Source organism: Psychrobacter sp. K31L (genome assembly GCF_017942195.1).
Taxonomy (GTDB): domain Bacteria; phylum Pseudomonadota; class Gammaproteobacteria; order Pseudomonadales; family Moraxellaceae; genus Psychrobacter; species Psychrobacter glaciei.
Genome location: NZ_JAGKSC010000001.1, coordinates 165050 through 182612, shown reverse-complemented (window position 1 = coordinate 182612; position 17563 = coordinate 165050). Strand labels below are relative to the sequence as shown.

The following is a 17563-nucleotide window of genomic DNA, read 5'->3' as shown; positions in this document are numbered from 1 at the left end:
TAAAAGTGTGAATCATGCTAAAACGCTGGCAAGACTATTGATTGTCTTCTAGCGCCATATCAAGCCTTTGCAAGACTTGCTGCAGCTCATCTTTGGTTATATTGAGGGGCGGCAATAATCGCAGTACGGTGCCACCGCGCCCGCCCTTTTCAATCACCAATCCATGCTTAAAACATGATTGCTGAATTTTGGCAGCCACATCGCTGTCTGCCGGATAGCTACCGTCATTTTGCTTAGGTAGATTAGGATTGATAACCTCTATACCAATCATGAGACCACGCCCTCTGACTTGGCCTATTTTTGGATAGCGCTGTTGGCGTATTTTTAGCTGCGACATAAACCACGTGCCTATTTCTAAAACATAATCAGCAACGTTGTTGTCTTTTAAGTAATTAAGGGTGGCCAGGCCAGTTGCCATGGCTAATTGGTTGCCTCTAAACGTGCCAGAATGATTGCCTGCCTGCCATACATCGTATTGTTTTTTGATACCTAATACCGCAAGTGGCAGACCACCACCGATTGCCTTTGACATCACAATCATGTCGGGATCAATATCCGCATATTGATAAGCGAACCAGCGTCCTGTACGGCAAAACCCTGTTTGCACTTCATCGATAATCAGCATAATGCCCAGCTCTTTTGTCACTCGGCGCACATGCTTCAACCACTCTATGGGCGCAGGGTTGACACCGCCTTCCCCTTGTATAACTTCTAAAATGACCGCTGCTGGTTTTACCACGCCACTCTCTACATCTTTTAGGAAGTTTTCAAAGTAGCTCATATGGGCATGAATGCTCTGCTCAAAAGGCAAGCCGAATGCGCAGCGATACATATTTGGATAAGGTAAGAACTGTACCGAGCTCATCAGACCTTCGATACCTTGTTTAGGTGCCAAGTTCCCTGTCACAGCCAGAGCACCATGTGTCATGCCATGATAGCCACCGCTAAAGCTAACCACACCTGAACGACCAGTGACTTGCTTTGCCAGTTTAATCGCTGCTTCTACCGCATCAGCGCCTGTCGGGCCACAGAACTGCAAGCAATACTCATCGCTATTGGTGGCGAGTAGCTTATACATGAACTCGCTAAATTTGTCTTTTAACGGTGTAGTGATATCCAATGTATGCATCGGTAAATTACTGTCTAATAGCGCTTTAATGCTTTCTATAACCACAGGATGATTGTGTCCAAGTGCCAGCGTGCCAGCACCAGATAGGCAATCGATATACTTATTACCTTCCACATCAGTAATCCAAGCACCTTTGGCTGATTGAATCGCAAAGGGCAGCTTACGTGGATAACTACGAACCTTTGATTCAAATTGTTCTTGACGATTTAAGTAGCATTCGTTATCACGTGATTCGTCTAATAAGATCGTGTCCATAGCTTCAGCCTTGTTATTGTCAGTAGTTTTGGATAAATATTCAAAATTAAGTTGTGACGCTTACTTCTTAAAAGATTGCTCATTTATATTGAATGATAATGTAAATGATAATCATTATTATTAATGAGGCGTAGTATCTACTACCAACAACTGACTGTCAACCCAGTTTGCGAATTTTCTGTTGATAAAAATGACAAAGATAGCAGCTAGCGTGAATCCAAGAACGACGAATCAAGAGCGATTAATTAGGAACAATGCAGGCTACTACAAACTGTCGACTAATCAATGACACACAGCTACCAAGCGCAGATAGTTCTAGACTATCTGTGTTCACTTTTATCGTTAGTTAAGAACTATCTAAAGACAGCGGCTATCTATTGGCTGAGGCTGGAACCTTACGAATGAGCCATAAGAAGTAGCCACCACCGATAATCGCCGCAAGCGTGCCCGCAGGCAGCTCATAAGGAAAAATAACATAACGGCCAATCCAATCTGCTATGACCATCACCCCTGCCCCTAAAAGTGCAGCTAGTGGCAATTGCCGTTCAAGCTTGACGGCACCGAGTGAAGTAGCCAAATGTGGCACCATCAAACCAATAAAGCTCAATGGGCCAACGGCAAGCGTACTGGCCGTGCTAAGCGCTGCTACTAGTGCCAGTAGTGACAAGGTAACGGGCGTAACTGCCACACCTAAATTACGCGCCACACCTGTACCTAATCCAAGGACGCGCAAAGGTTTTATAAGCAATAAACTGAGCACAAATAGAATAGCGGCAATACCAATGAGATACCATACTGTACTGGGCTGGGCGCTATAAGTTGTCCCTGACAGCCAGCTGAGCATTGCTTCCAGACGCGGGTCTCCTGAGAGCTTGACCATATGCATCACCCCATCCATCATGGCGGCAATACCTATACCTACTAATAATAAATAACCTGAGCTGACCCTACGTGCCAGCCAAATAATCAATAGTAGCACAGCCATCGCACCTGAGAGTCCTGAAATTAGCAACGTCCCTGCGCCAGCGGATAGCCCTAAACTTGGTAATAATAAAAACCCTAAAATCACCCCCAGTGCGGCACCTGAACTGACCCCCAACACCTCAGGACTGGCCATGGGGTTACGCGTTAAAGTTTGCAGTAGCACACCGGCCACTGCCAGCATCAAGCCTGTGGCAGCAGCACTCAAACTACGAGGCAAGCGGTACTGCTGCGTGAGCGCCCACTCCGTACTGAATCCCCACCCATTGATATCTTGTACAAAAAGACAAGCCAGCAGGATAAGGGCGAGCACCCCAATACCCCATCGCCAAAATGCAATGGATGTATGCTTACCTGTAAGCATCGGCGTCACTGTCTCTATCCGCTCGCGGCGCTGACGTAAAATTAGCCAAATGATTAACGGTGCGCCTAGAATGCCTGTCATGGCACCAGCTGGAATCTGCATATCAAGTATCGGCTCAAGCAGTAATGCGACATTGCTGGTCAATAATAACAGCAGTGCTCCCAATCCAAAGGCAGTGGCCAAACGCTTACCAATAGCAGAGATGCCCAGCGCATTGACCAAACTTGCTGCACCAAGACCAATAAAACCAATTAAACCAACTTCACTGATCACTAGAGCAGTCACAACGGCGACAATTAATACAACAAGTGCGCGAATCCCATTAATAGGCACACCCAGACGTTTTGCCTGCGTGTCATCTAGGCTCATCAGCGTTAATGGCTTTAGTAATGGTAGACATACGACCGCCATCAAAATAGCAGTGATCACTAGCGCGATACTGGTATGCCAGCTGTTTTGTGCCAAAAACCCAGCCGCCCATGACAGCATGCCATTGCTACGCTCAGCAAAAAACAGCACCAGTACATTGGCTACTGCAGCCAGCAGAATATTTACCACCAAGCCGGCCAATATCAAAATCAATGGATTAAATCGACTGGGGGCTGATAAGGCAAAGACCAGACCCATACTGATAATAGCCCCCACAAAGGCCACATAAAGTCCGCCATAAATTGCCAAGCTTGGCAAAAATAACGTGACGATGAGCATGGCCAACTGTGCACCCACGCCCACACCTAGCGTCGTATCTGACGCTAGTGGGTTTTTTACCAATTGCTGTAGTAAAATACTGACCACGCCTAATAGCCCGCCAGCCAACAACGCCACTACGCTGGTTGCCACTATATGTAGCTGTATCGCCATACTGGCAATATCCAATTGTGAGCTTGGTATAAGCAAGTCACTAATTGGGCGTGTCCACTGCTGATCTAACAGCATCCAACTGCTCCATAATGACAAGGCCGCTAGTCCGATGAGCATGGCCCATAGTCGCCAAGACATACTGGCAAACAAAGAAGTCTGGGAATTGGGTTGATTTGGTGGCGGCAATGAAGATGGCGACGATAATGGTTTTGGAGTCGTTACGGTTTCAGAAGTTGATGTCATCGTATGAGCACTATCGGTGTTGTTATTGATATGATTGTTGTGAGTATCTGCATTGGCGCTCATAGTACATCCCCGCCTTTTAATGAAACTTCTGACAAGTTATTTGCTAGGCTTACCAATGACGACATACCGCCATAAATCCATACTGGAGGTAGCTCCCCCACACAGCGGGTATTGCCATAACCTAAACGCTGCCAAATCAAGCTATCATCAATTTCAGCTCTAGTGATTGGACTGAGTGGATCGATAATTAATAAACAAGTCTCATCATCTAATTGCGCCAAATCTCCCATCCGTATCGGTACAAACCCCCAATTATTGCCTTTGCCCAATACCACAAGCTCTTTACCCATCTGCTTTAACGCAGGTTGAAATAAGCTGTTTGCCACATACATACGCATATTGTTAGCATCCGCAAACTGCACCACCGCAAACTTTTTGACTCTTGGATAACGCTGCTGCAATTGCTGACTGGCTAGCTGTATGTCTTTTTGACTTTGTACAATATAGTCCTCAGCCATCTTTGGATTATCAATGAGTGCACCTAGCTCTCGCGTTGGTTCGGTATAGTCAGCCCATGTTGCCGTCTCTCCTTTGGCGGCAAACATCACAGACTCAGCAGGGACATCGCCGTATAAGTTACGCGCATGCTCATAAAAGTAATTGTCTATAACCATATCAACAGGAAGTTGGGCGATTAGCTCAGCATTGGGCTGATAGCGGATGCCCAAATCTACGGTTGATGATGGCAGTTTAGGGCTTCTAACCCATCTGTCCCAAACCCTTATATCACCTGTCGCAATTGGTGCATGCCCCATCGCTGTCAACGTCGCCGCATTGCCCCAGTCAGGAGAGACGATGTTCATCCTATCGCTATGACTGTTTTCTGCTGCTGAGGTAATGCTTGATGGCAACTCATCGAGCTGATCGGTGGTTTTTTGTGTGGACGTCTGATTATTACAGGCGGTCAATACCAAGCACAATGAGAGCGCGAACCATTTCAGTGTTGTCAATGACGTCGATGATTGTTCTGTATAAAGAATGGGAGGCATAGAAGCATATCTTTGTAGGCGAATTAAAAAAATGGAGCAAAAGTAAGACGTTAAGCGACTGCGACAGGCTGTCCAGTAATGGGGTGACTGAGCAGCTGCATATCGACATTAAAGATATCGCGTAGCACGGTAGGTTGCATGGTACTGGCGATATCGCCGTTGTGACATACTTGACCATTTTTCAGTGCGATGATTCGATCGGCATACTGCGCGGCCAAATTAATATCGTGGATAATAATTACCACGCTCAAGCCTTGCTCATCCACCAAACGACGTATAAGTTGAATGACCTCAATTTGATAATGCATATCAAGGGCAGCAAGTGGCTCATCGAGCAACAAATACCGCGTATCTTGTGCCAGACACATGGCGAGCCAAGCACGAGCGCGCTCACCACCTGATAGCGTGGCAGTAATTCGATCAGCAAACGCTTCGGTTTGAGTCAACTTTAATGCTTGCGCGACTTTGTCTTTATCTATTTGAGTTGGCTTTTGCAGCCATTTTTGATGGGGATAGCGCCCTAACATGACCAGCTCACGCACCGTGAATCCAGCAGCTTCTGGCAATTGCTGCGGCAGATATGCCATTTGCCGCGCCAACTCCTTACTGCCGTAGTCATTGATGCTGCGCTCGTCTAATGTGACATCGCGACTACTACTTGCCATATCGCCTGCCAATGCTTTAATCAAGGTCGACTTGCCAGAGCCATTATGCCCAACCAAAGCCACCAGTTGATTGGTGTCAATCTCACAGCTCACATTGTCTAATAGAGTATTTCCTTGACGGCTGATAGTCAGCTGGTTTGCACGTAGCATATAAGCACTCATTGTTGATAAAAGTAATATGTCATAAGAATGATGGTGTATCGATCATTGGTTATAGACCAATTTTTGAAGATCAAACCATAATAAGAATTGATTTTACTCGTAAATGATAACAAAAACAATTATCATTAACTAAAAACTCATTCACTTTAATTTCAACGCTCTGTTGATTGCGAGTATTTATATGACTAAACAGCTTTTAGCTACTACAGAAAACGCCAACAACCAAAACAGCCAATACACCTCATTAAATGACCCTGAAATAGCCAATGTCGTCGCTCACATCAATGAAGAGCATCTCGATGAATTACTCGGATTTTTGAGTGTATTTACCTCACTATCCACAGCTGAATTGGATCGCGTAGATGCACAGATAACCGATATTTACGCTGAAGGCATTACAATACAAACCCGCCAAAAAAATTCAAAGTATCAACCGACTAACGCTCAAGATAACCCACTCCATGACCAGATTTTTTTTATTAATTTTGCCACGCCCATCTCGCAACTTAATGATTTACAAGCCCAATATATCTTGCTCAAACAAAGGGCAGATAAAAAGCTGGGAAAAAAAACGATCAAACTGACCAAGCAAGTCTTCGATGTGCAAAACAGTTATAGAATCAGCAAAAATATGCTACGCCTTGAATTGAGCATGCCGTCATTAGATGACGCTCAATCAAGTGATGATGTTCAATTAAGAAATACTAAGGGCGCAACAATCTCGACCTCAGTACCTACTAACGAAGCAGGTTACGCGTATTTATTTGATTTAGAGCACAATGCGACAACAAATGCATTGATGACTGATAGCGATGAAGTTGATGACCATAAAACTAATGATAGCGAGAAGGAAAACGTACGCCCTACTCGTCCTCACTGTTATTACACGCTAAGAAAAGCATGGCAAGCTGATGATGGAATACGAGCATGGGTCGATGTTTTTTTACATGGGGATACGTCTGGTGGCAACTGGGCAGCAGCACTAAAAACAGACGAGACTGTTGTCACAAAACGGGAGTTTCCTGAAAAAGTTGAGCACTTGCGAGATGGTCAAGCGGTATTGATTGTCGATGAGACATCAATGCCAACGGCAGCACGACTGCTGGAGTTATGGAGCAACCCTAAGCCACCATTAATCATTTGTGTGACGCAAGATGCAGACGATCAAAGTTATTTTGATACAGTGAAAATGCGCAGCAGCCTTGATAGCACTGGTAATAACAACAGTAGCATTAGCATTGATAATAAAATTGATTGCGACACCGAAACCCACGGCAATGACCACTTTGCCGTATTGCCTATAGTAACCAATCAAGCAAACTCAGGATCAGGTTTAGCCACGCTGATTGACAGTACACTAGGTGATTATTTAGCTGACGACCCTCTACAGATTGATAAAGTTTGGGGCGCACTAGAAGCAAATACTGCCAAAGCACTGCGCCAATTGTTGAGAGAGCGACTAGAACTCAGTCGTACCGATGTCGTGGTAAAGGTATATTGGCGTCACGATTAGGTTTGCATAAATGACGTTATGTCTCTGACAATACCGGAGCGCTTTATTTTGATAAAAGGGGTCATGATAACTTTGCGCTAGTACTCAGCGCTTTGCACCATCAAAAAGTGTTTCAGATTAGAGAAGCATTTATTAGAGAAACACTGAGTGGTCTTTTGAATATCTCTTGTTCCCACTAAGCTATTTAAATCTAAGGCATTGAATTTGATGCCGTCCAAATTTGCACAAAACAGTACTATGACCCTGATTAAGTGATTCTGTGCAAGTACAGGAGCATGCATTTTTGCCTAAAGGCGCTCAGATCCTCTTTTATCGAATGCAAGTCTTGATAGGCTTCTCCATATTTATGGTGCTCACCACTCACTAATCGCCCGCACGCCAATTGAGATATAGCTTAGTCACTCTATCTCCACTATACTAGATTTATCCCCAAGTGAACCTTGGGAATAATTAAGACTTAAGTTACTATAATAAATAGTTTTATTCATATATCTGGTAATAACTAGTGTCCATACCAGTGTCCAATGATTTTTTTAGTTTATACAAAGTATGACTTTCAGTAGTCATCATTGTTTTAGAAACTATACTCTCAAACGAACTTATAAATATTTTGGACATATTCCACCTGCAACATTTACGGATATACATAATGGCTGTCAATACTATAAACGATATTAATAAACTTGAATGCCGAGATAAAGATTATTCAATCAGTATTTCAGGCACTTCTGGTCTAAGTGTTCGTATTTACCCAAATGGCAAAAAAGAATACTACCTTCGTTATTCGCATCCACATATCGACGGCAAACGACCTAGAATGATGCTTGGTAAGGTTGATGATATTAGCTTGTATGAGGTGAAGCATAAAGCCGAGTCCATACTCACTCTAGTCTCAAAAGGCTCTGACCCCAAGGCCATACAGCAACAAGAACAAGTTAATAAGTATGCTCATCTAAAAAACGCTACGTTTGCTGAGGTTGCACAGGCTTGGAGAGACCACAAGATAGGGAGTCGTCATCATAGTAAGGCTAAAAAGCCCTCGTTTAGTGAGTCGACCCTCAAGTTTTGGGATTTGTGTCTAGGATATATGTGTCGTGAGATTGGCGACTTAAAAATGAATGATATCACCAGCGAGATTATTTTGGGTGTATGCGAGGCCATCCAAAACAATGAAAATCAAGCAACCTTTGTGGGCGCAAGTACCCGACTTTATACTGAAAAAGTATTTTCGTTCGCAGTAGCGCGAGGATTATGTGACAAAAATGTGGCGATGGACACGCGTGGTGAGCTTGCCCCAGCCAATTCAGGCAATCATTTGCCAGCCATCACTAAGCCTGATAAGTTTGCAATATTGTTACGAGACATGGACTCGTTCAAAGGCGCAAGCGCCATTACGATAGAGGCAATGAATCTGTTGCCTTATGTGTTTGTGCGTAGTATCGATTTGCGATCTATGCGCTGGCAGGATATAGACTGGGACAATAAGCTATGGGCGTTCTCCCCTACTAAAGGCGAAAGTCGTGAGGACATGGTGTCGCACTTAGTTGTACCATTAGCGACACAAGTAATTGCACGTCTAAAAAACATACAGTCAATCACAGGTCATAAAGAATATGTATTTGCATCGATGCGCGCCTCAAGCAATTCATATATTAGCAAAGCAACCCTAGTACAGATATTTCATCGGCTTGGATATAAGGATGTGCAATGCGCTCATGGATTTCGGGCATCAGCCAAAACCTTGCTGATGGAGCAACCCGAACTGCGCTATTCGGACATCGTGACAGAGTTGCAGCTGGGCCATAGAATCAAAGACACGCATGGCGGTGCTTATAACCGGCTTGATGAGATCGATACCAGAGTGCAAATGATGCAGGATTGGGCCAATTACATAGATGGGCTGCGGAATCATAAATCAAGTATAAACTTTAGCAAAACATGACAGAATGTACCTGTACGACTTATATACACACTTAAAATGCATCGAATAACCGCGCTAATCTCCGCATAATATGAATCGAATAGCATTGTTAATCACCGCATCCTCCTCAATACCTTACTAAATGAATTTTTATGGCAAACTGACCAAAAAAAATGGGCAATGATAACTAAGTGCTCGGCTGATACTGCATTAAGAGACATTAATGACTTGGTAGAAAAAGGCATGTTAAAAAAATCTGATGCCTCAGGACGTAGTACGAGTTATGAAGTCATGTTGTGAATTTAGGATTTTAATTAGATATATATATTTTCTATATTTATGAACTCCAAGGTACTGCAATAGGCTTGACTGCATCTAGTAAATTAGACAGCATTTCTAAAAATTCAAATTTTTCTATTGTTGATGTAATAAGAGTATCGCTCTGATAGAATTTACCAAAAAATACTAATAAATCATTTTTTTGATAAACATAGAACAAGGATTTTTTAGCTGATAAATCATAAAATAACATGTCAATTCTATCTTTGGAATTCTTATAAACATCTATTTCTGAATTATAAAAAATATTATAAAGTTCACTTAGCGGAATGTCTACCAAATTACTATTAAGCGATAAATCGTTTTCCGAAATAAAATCTATCTCTTTCTTTATATTCAGAATCAAAGCAAACACATAGTAAGAATTATCTTTATAACTGATATTCAAGGAGTTTACAATTACGTTCATTACTACAACTTGTTCTTCCATCTTATGAACTTCGAAAGCGATTTTATCTTTATTTCCAAAAATTAGCATGCTTCATTTCCTTAGGGATTTCAAGTCCATCTACTTTACCGCTTAGTGTTTTACCATTCTCTGAACCAGCCCAGTGAAAAGCGCTCGCATCACCATCAGTGTCTTGAAACTGATGTATATTATTAGTAGAATCCTTAGTATATCGCGCACCTTTGTATTCTCTGCTAATCTTAAATAATTCGGCAGCATTTGAAGGCAATAAACTTTTGACTGGATTATATTTAACGTTACCGCCGTTAGGGTTATGATGTCCTGGATCTTCATAATAGTCTGTTTTGTATATGATATTTTTGGAAGAATTTTTAAATAAATTTTAATTGGCTTTTAGGAGTAAGGTTGTCATGTCATCATCTTGTCGATTATAGTGGTGATGGAAAGTGATAATGCTTGCTGTTCCCATAACGGACGTTATGACAAACGACGTTGGATAGAAGGATTCGGTTTCATTGGTTCCCTTAGGGTATACCTTAATAAAAATAAACCTAGGCTTTTCTAAAATGATAATCTCTCAAGTTGATATTTACGAATTTGACAGCAGAGTTTATCATTCATTTATTGAGGTGCTCAATGTTCATTGAAGCATTAAATAAGCCCATGGTTATGATTATTGTTATGACCTCTACTCTTATATCATCTTGTACCGATGTGTTTTCTGCAAATTACGTTGGTGATTTAGGCGGTGTTCCCGTTGATCTACCCAAAAACCTCGTGCATTTGATTGAGTATGACGGCGACCCTGCATGGGGTAAAAAACGGGAAGGTCCAAAACCCACACGCAGCTATGACTCAAAGATCAATAGTTTTGGCATTGATGTGCGCTATACCGACAATACCATACTCGATAAAAGCAATAAGAGCCTCAAGCGTGCTTATGATAAAGAACAGTACTTGCCGAATGATCCTTGGGTCTCAGTTAATGTCTCCTCTGGAGACAGGTATTATGGGGCAGGTGCTATTCACCGTATCGGCGATGGAACACTTAATCCTAGCAAGGAAGCAGGTCCTGTCCATCAGTATGAACAGCTTGACAGTGATCAATACGGATTGGAAGTTTACGCACCGCCGGGTATAGACCCGAAGACGGATCGCCCTTACCGTGAAGACAGATATGCAAAGGATGTGTTTATTCAGCGAGATAAAATGGGGCAAATCGTTACTTACATAGAGTGTAGTAATAGAGATGTGCCAAGGCCGCCTTGTAGTCACCGATTCGATCTAGAGCCACAGATGGCCTTACATATCAATGTACAGTACTCTCGTCATAATCTTACTGATTGGCAACACATTGAGCAGGTAGTCAGACAACAGGTTTTAAACTTTCGTAAAACATAATAATTGTTGTTATCAAAATGAACTTAAGAGATTTTATGCTCTAGCAGTTCGATGCCTGTATAGCGCATCGAACATATACTGATAACTCATTGAGTGAATATACCACTTTGAAAATGGGTTTAGAGACTGAATTATGTTTAAAGAAGAGTTAATAGAATTTCTATTGTCTACCGAGAACTTCAACGAGCTTGGTGAATGGTATATGTCTGATTTTGATGATAAGCATGTCCAAGGTATCAATTATGAGCAAGGCTATCCTATGCTAGAAGACTGCTGTGAGGTCTGGATACAATATCCGGAGTATACTTGGGAATTAATAGATATTATGTGTAGTATAAGAAGTATAATATCAACCAATACATTCCCAGATATTTTTATTGAGAACAAACAAAATATCTTAGCTATCTATTTTGATACTGAAAATAGAGTTCGAACTATAATTAGTAGGGTTTACGAAGGTGATAATATTGATGAAAAGTTAATTGAAAGTTCTATAGAGTCAGGAATCAAGGATGAGAAACTTATGTTTTCTAAGCTTTTCTACCGTTCTAATATTAACTGGTCTGTTTGAACAGTGAGATGCTTGCAAATATATCCCTAAAATCCTTTTTGCACCCATAACAATGCTTATGACGAATAAAGATGATGTTATCTATTACCAAAAGCTCACTGCATGTACACAACGAAGTACACCGCGACTACCTAAATAACTCAATATACCGATATCATTAGACTACAGCCAAACATTCAAGTCCTCACTAGGGTGCCGCCCTTGTTTCTATGAGATAATTTATTGGCAATACCCTCCTTCGTGATCTACAACTCCTCTCATTTTAACCTTCCGCACTTTCACCTCGTCACCGCAATAAGGCTCAAGTATGCTTTTTTGAAAGTATTGTAGAAATACGCTTGACCTTACCATGATGTCAACCTATATGCTGTCACTATAGATTAAAAATAGAATTAAAAACGACAGAGGTTGTTATGAAAACAAAAAATACTAAAGTCCCTACTTATCATGAAGTGCTGAGCATTGAAGGCATGAGTTGTGCCTCTTGTGTCGGGCGTATCGAAAAACAATTAAAAAATATTGAACATGTTGAAAACGCCGAGGTAAATCTTGCCACTGAACAGGCGACTGTTTATTCCTCTCAGCCTGTAGATGTTGCCCAGTTAAATAAAGCGGTAGAGCGTGCAGGTTATAAGGTGACGGAAACCAAACCCATCGAGCTATCCATAGAAGGCATGAGCTGTGCCTCTTGCGTTGGACGAGTAGAAAAATCCTTGGCCAAAGTCGCTGGCGTGCAACAAGCCACAGTAAACCTTGCGACTGAACGCGCTTGGATTAAAGGCGATGCGCAAATACAAACGAGTGAATTGATTGAGGCCGTCAAAAAAGCGGGCTACGAGGCCAAACTGGTAGAACAAGATCAAAGCGATCGACAAGATAAAAAAGCCTCGGAGCAAAAGCAGCTTAAACGAGATTTAGGGCTTTCTGCGCTGTTGTCACTGCCGGTATTCATTCTAGCAATGGGCTCTCATATGATTCCCGCCTTTCATATGTGGGTGGTGAATAACCTCGGCACTCAGCAAAGTTGGCTGATACAGTTTGTTTTGACCACATTGGTACTACTCTTTCCAGGCCGACGCTTTTATCAAAAAGGCGTGCCAGCCTTATTGCGTTTTGCGCCAGATATGAATTCGCTAGTGGCGATTGGTACTATCGCAGCATATGGCTTTTCTCTCATAGCGACCTTTATCCCGCAAGCGTTACCTGAAGGCACGGTGCACGTCTATTACGAAGCCGCTGCTATGATTGTGAGCTTGATATTATTAGGTCGTTATTTTGAAGCAAAGGCTAAAGGACGTACTTCTGGGGCCATTCAGCATTTAGTAGGCATGCAGGCAAAGACTGCTCGTGTACATCAAGATAGTAAAATCATTGAAGTCCCTGTAGAAAACGTCACCGCACAAATGATAGTTGAGATTCGTCCAGGCGAGCGTGTGCCTATCGATGGTGAGGTGGTTGACGGTCACAGTTATATTGATGAATCTATGATTACTGGTGAACCTGTCCCTGTGAAAAAACAAGCAGGCGATCAAGTGGTCGGCGGTACTATCAATCAAAACGGCACCGTAAATATTCTAGCAACGGCCATCGGTGAAGATTCTGTTTTGGCACAAATCATTCGTATGGTAGAACAAGCCCAAGGCTCTAAATTACCGATTCAAGCATTGGTGGATAAAGTCACCATGTGGTTTGTACCAGCGGTGATGTTTTTATCAGCATTAACCTTTATAGTTTGGTTGATTTTTGGTCCTGACCCTGCCTTAACTTTCGGTTTAATCAATGCGGTTGCCGTGCTCATTGTGGCTTGCCCTTGTGCAATGGGATTGGCCACTCCCACCTCTATTATGGTTGGTACGGGACGTGGTGCAGAATTGGGTGTGCTATTCCGTAAAGGTGAAGCGCTACAAATGCTTCAGGATGTGAGCGTGGTTGCCGTTGATAAAACAGGTACATTGACTGAAGGCAAACCTACGTTAACGGATTTCCAAGTCCAACAAGGGTTTGAGAAAGAACAGGTCCTACGTGTGGTGGCATCGGTTGAAGCAAAGTCTGAGCATCCCATTGCCTTAGCCATTGTACAAGCTGCAGAACAGCAGCATATTCAACTGCTACCTATTACTGACTTTGAAGCGATGACAGGTTTGGGCATTCAAGCAAACGTGGCAGGCCAAGTGATTCATATTGGCGCGGATCGTTATATGCAACAATTGGGGCTTGATGTTGCGCCTTTTGAACAAGATGCGCTACGTTTGGGGCAAGAAGGTAAAACCCCACTCTATGTATCGATTGACCAGCAGTTGGCCGCTATCATCGCCGTTGCAGATCCTATTAAAGAGACGACTCATGCCGCCATTGCCGCACTACATCAGCTAGGCTTAAAAGTGGCCATGATTACAGGTGATAATCGCCATACCGCCCAAGCGATTGCCACAAAATTAAATATCGATCAGGTAGTGGCAGAAGTATTACCCGAAGGAAAAGTGGATGCAGTACGCCAGTTGCAAGAACAATATGGCCGAGTGGCATTCGTGGGTGACGGTATCAATGATGCCCCTGCATTGGCTCAATCCGATGTTGGATTGGCCATTGGTACAGGGACAGATGTGGCGATTGAGGCGGCAGAAGTGGTGCTAATGTCAGGTAGTCTGCAAGGTGTGCCTACTGCGATTGCCTTGAGTAAAGCCACCATCAGTAATATCAGACAAAATCTGGCTTGGGCATTTATTTATAATGTTGCTTTGATTCCGATTGCCGCAGGTGTCTTGTACCCCGCCTTTGGTATCCTGCTCTCACCCATTTTTGCAGCAGCGGCAATGGCGCTGTCTTCTATTTTCGTATTGGGTAATGCGTTACGCCTCAAGTACTTTAAAGTATAGTCAGCGAACTACTAAACCGCTACAGAGTGAATGTAGAATCGTAAAGGATATCCATATAGGGTTTAAATACACAGGTTATTTAAACCCTTTTGTTATTTAAGTCCCTTTTTAAGTTAGGATGATAAATATGAATATTGGTCAAGCATCAAAGCAATCAGGTATCTCTACCAAAATGATTCGTTACTATGAGCAGATTGGCTTGCTAGAAACCGTAAATCGCTCGAACTCAGGGTATCGTTTGTATTCTAAAGACGATATAGACGACCTATGCTTTTTGAGACATTCTCGTGACTTGGGATTCTCATCCAAGCAAATGAAAGAGTTACTGTATCTGCGCAAAAACACCAATCGTCAGAGCGCGGATGTTAAGCAACTGACACAAGAGCACATCACAACGCTGAATCAAAAAATTGCACAACTGCAGGAGATGGTCAATTCGCTACAGAATTCTTTTGATCATTGCGCAGGCGATGATAATGCAGACTGCGCTATTTTAGAGGATCTTGGGCAAGCTAAATAGGGCACTTCCCAACTTAGAAGGCGTTATGCTGTTTTGCATAACTAGAATAGAAGTAAATATTCATACTGTTCAAGTGTGGGCGGTCAGTTCAGTATGAATAGTGGTTGGTGGTAACGCAGTCATAAGTTGTGAGTATTATCTGGCTCAAATGTGTAGTGAAGCAGAACCGAGAAAACTGTTAGCAGTTCCGCTTCAAATGCTTGTTATATCCCGTTTTTAATAGACTCTACTTGTGTGTTTAATATATTCCGCATCATTATAAGCGAGAACTTTACGCCATCTTTTTCGGAAAGAATCTCGCTTAAATATATTTTTTTATCATCATATTGTTCTGGAAAATTGATACTTATATATGTCATATTTTTCTTCTCAGCTTCCCAGAATCTATACTTTATTTCGGTATGACCAGCGTACTTTTGGAGAAAGCGATCAATGGTTAACCCTTCTTTTTGCCAATTTACTAAGCCTTTTGTTAACCAAACCTCATTCCAACTCTCAAACAAGGGAAAGTGAGCAAAAGTATTTCTAATAAATTTAAACAATGGGCCACCAATTTCAGACTCCATTAGAGGTCTTTGTTTCTTAATTGCCTCAAGAACATACTTAAAGGGCTCATAAGCTAGTAACTCTGCATAAACTGAAAATAGGTTAATCACTTTGCTAAAACGATACCAGTCTTCTTGTTCCCAAAATGAGTCTTCAATTATTTCATCGGCAAGATCATAAAACCTATTGTAAGCAAGGCTTAAAAAAACTTCTTCTTGTGATGTAGGTCGCAAATCCATGAAAGAAAACTCCTAGAGAAATAACGCCGTGTTAAGCGGATTAAAATTGTTGGTTATAATGGTGGAGTGAAGAACGATGCAATATACTCAAAGTCGCCACCATATTTTTGAATACCAACAGGCCCCATTGACTTAATTTTAATGTTGCCATTATCATTTAGATCTACCCAGCTCGTTACAGGGTAAACAACTTGAGAGTATTCGTACAATTTTGGGTTGTCGTAATGATACTCAACAGACTCTGTTAACTTTGCAATCCCTCTAACGGACTCACCTTCACAGCAAATAACATAATCATCTTTAGAAAATTTTGTTAGGTTCAGAATTATTCGACTCGGATCTCGATTGTCTGTCCAGTCGTTATAAACATAACTAACAAAATTGGTAATAATTTCTCTAAATTTTTGCTCATTTTTAACAGGTAATAGAGGGGATAAGTCTCCTATAGCCGACCAACCTTGCCCCAAAACTTTCCTATACTTCAATTCTTCATAAGAAGAATATTCTCGATCAATTGCTAGTAGCCATACTGTCATTGTTATTCCTTTAGAGTGTATATTCGAACAAAGCCTCTATAGCGCGCTTAACACCTTATTAAACCAAAAAATTACTCAATTGCAGGAGATGGTCAATTCGCTACAGAACTCTTTATACCATTGAATACTGCTGTTAGATACGCCTGAAAATCAGGTTGTTCGAGATAAGCGGTAGCGCCGCGCATCAGCTGCATCGTATTCAATTGAAAAAAAGGATTAAAGCGAAACGGCACGTTATACATTTAGAATGTCTCTAGCCATGGGCGTAGATCAAGCTCGTGCGTCCAGCAATCTTTTGGCTGACAATGCAATTGCCAATACTGCTCCGCGATATGCTCCGGATTTAATATACCGTCTTCATCTTTTAGGGCATAGCGCTCAGGGAAATTATCACGAATAAAGGCCGTATCAATAATGCCATCAATAATAGTATGTGCCACGTGTATGCCTGTTGGTCCCAACTCCCGAGCCATGCTTTGCGCCAAAGCCCGTAACGCAAATTTAGCGCTAGCAAAAGCAGAAAAACCTTTAGCACCTCGTACAGAAGCCGTGGCGCCAGTGAATATAATGGTTCCTTTTTCACGCGGAATCATGACTTTCGCCGCCTCTCTACCTGTCAAAAACCCAGATAACGCTCCCATTTCCCACACTTTTCTATAAACTCTTTCTGTGGTATCTAAGAGGGAGAAATGCACGTTCCCACCTATGTTAAATACCACCACTTCAATCGCTCCAATGTCTTTTTCAATATGAGCAAACAGCTCAACCATCTCTTGCTCGACACGCGCATCACAACCAAATGGCTTGACGACTCCCCCAGCCGCTTCAATATCACTGACTAAAGCGCTCAGTTTTTCGACACTCCTTCTGGTCACGCATAAGGTAAAACCCTCTTTCGCGAAACGTCTTGCAACAGCGCTGCCAGTGGCATCGCCTGCGCCAATGACCACGGCTACCGGTGCTTTATACATATCTATTTC

15 protein-coding genes are annotated in these 17563 nt (G+C 42.3%); 6 read left to right on the top strand and 9 right to left on the bottom strand.

The window, feature by feature from the left end:
* Positions 1–34 precede the first annotated feature (34 nt).
* The 4 genes from J5X94_RS00730 to J5X94_RS00715 form a co-directional block, all read right to left on the bottom strand.
* Positions 35–1384, bottom strand: coding sequence for a diaminobutyrate--2-oxoglutarate transaminase family protein (locus J5X94_RS00730; protein WP_210539339.1), 1350 nt, complete (start codon positions 1382–1384; stop codon positions 35–37).
* A 370-nt stretch (positions 1385–1754) separates the two neighbouring features.
* The gene (gene fhuB / locus J5X94_RS00725; protein ID WP_210539337.1) at positions 1755–3896 is read right to left on the bottom strand and encodes a Fe(3+)-hydroxamate ABC transporter permease FhuB; all 2142 of its coding nucleotides are present in this window, start codon (positions 3894–3896) and stop codon (positions 1755–1757) included.
* Positions 3893–4885: an ABC transporter substrate-binding protein gene (locus tag J5X94_RS00720; RefSeq protein ID WP_210539335.1), complete on the bottom strand. Its 993-nt coding sequence runs from the start codon at positions 4883–4885 to the stop codon at positions 3893–3895. Before J5X94_RS00720 ends, fhuB begins: the two co-directional genes overlap by 4 nt.
* 50 nt (positions 4886–4935) lie before the next feature.
* The gene (locus J5X94_RS00715; RefSeq protein WP_210539333.1) at positions 4936–5700 is read right to left on the bottom strand and encodes an ABC transporter ATP-binding protein; all 765 of its coding nucleotides are present in this window, start codon (positions 5698–5700) and stop codon (positions 4936–4938) included.
* Between the two features lie 193 nt (positions 5701–5893).
* Here J5X94_RS00715 and J5X94_RS00710 point away from each other — a divergent pair, with 193 nt between their 5' ends.
* Positions 5894–7225: an SIP domain-containing protein gene (locus J5X94_RS00710; RefSeq protein WP_210539331.1), complete on the top strand. Its 1332-nt coding sequence runs from the start codon at positions 5894–5896 to the stop codon at positions 7223–7225.
* Between the two features lie 649 nt (positions 7226–7874).
* Entirely contained in the window at positions 7875–9167 is a 1293-nt protein-coding gene (locus J5X94_RS00705; RefSeq protein ID WP_210539329.1) for a tyrosine-type recombinase/integrase, read from the top strand.
* 316 nt (positions 9168–9483) lie between these two features.
* On the opposite strand, the gene J5X94_RS00700 is transcribed toward J5X94_RS00705, so the two are convergent.
* Positions 9484–9963: a hypothetical protein gene (locus J5X94_RS00700; protein WP_210539327.1), complete on the bottom strand. Its 480-nt coding sequence runs from the start codon at positions 9961–9963 to the stop codon at positions 9484–9486.
* A 612-nt stretch (positions 9964–10575) separates the two neighbouring features.
* Here J5X94_RS00700 and J5X94_RS00695 point away from each other — a divergent pair.
* From J5X94_RS00695 to cueR, 4 genes are all read left to right on the top strand, one after another.
* On the top strand, positions 10576–11295 hold the full coding sequence (locus J5X94_RS00695; protein ID WP_228293095.1) for a hypothetical protein: 720 nt from the start codon (positions 10576–10578) through the stop codon (positions 11293–11295).
* Positions 11296–11428: 133 nt separating this feature from the next.
* Positions 11429–11866, top strand: a complete 438-nt coding sequence (locus J5X94_RS00690; protein WP_210539325.1) for a hypothetical protein — start codon at positions 11429–11431, stop codon at positions 11864–11866.
* Between the two features lie 413 nt (positions 11867–12279).
* A complete protein-coding gene (locus J5X94_RS00685) occupies positions 12280–14742 on the top strand; it encodes a heavy metal translocating P-type ATPase (protein ID WP_210539323.1) in 2463 nt (820 codons plus the stop codon).
* 127 nt (positions 14743–14869) lie between these two features.
* Entirely contained in the window at positions 14870–15262 is a 393-nt protein-coding gene (gene cueR, locus J5X94_RS00680) for a Cu(I)-responsive transcriptional regulator (protein ID WP_210539322.1), read from the top strand.
* A gap of 203 nt (positions 15263–15465) precedes the next feature.
* Here the strand turns inward: cueR and J5X94_RS00675 are convergent, their stop codons facing one another.
* The 4 genes from J5X94_RS00675 to J5X94_RS00660 form a co-directional block, all read right to left on the bottom strand.
* On the bottom strand, positions 15466–16047 hold the full coding sequence (locus tag J5X94_RS00675; RefSeq protein WP_210539320.1) for a hypothetical protein: 582 nt from the start codon (positions 16045–16047) through the stop codon (positions 15466–15468).
* A 53-nt stretch (positions 16048–16100) separates the two neighbouring features.
* Positions 16101–16583 (bottom strand): hypothetical protein, encoded by a 483-nt coding sequence (locus J5X94_RS00670; RefSeq protein WP_210539318.1) that lies wholly within the window; start codon positions 16581–16583, stop codon positions 16101–16103.
* Positions 16584–16675: 92 nt separating this feature from the next.
* Positions 16676–16825, bottom strand: coding sequence for a hypothetical protein (locus J5X94_RS00665; RefSeq protein WP_210539317.1), 150 nt, complete (start codon positions 16823–16825; stop codon positions 16676–16678).
* Positions 16826–17554 carry an SDR family oxidoreductase gene (locus tag J5X94_RS00660; protein ID WP_210539315.1) on the bottom strand — a complete coding sequence of 243 codons (729 nt, stop codon included), beginning with the start codon at positions 17552–17554 and terminating at the stop codon, positions 16826–16828.
* Positions 17555–17563: the final 9 nt, after the last annotated feature.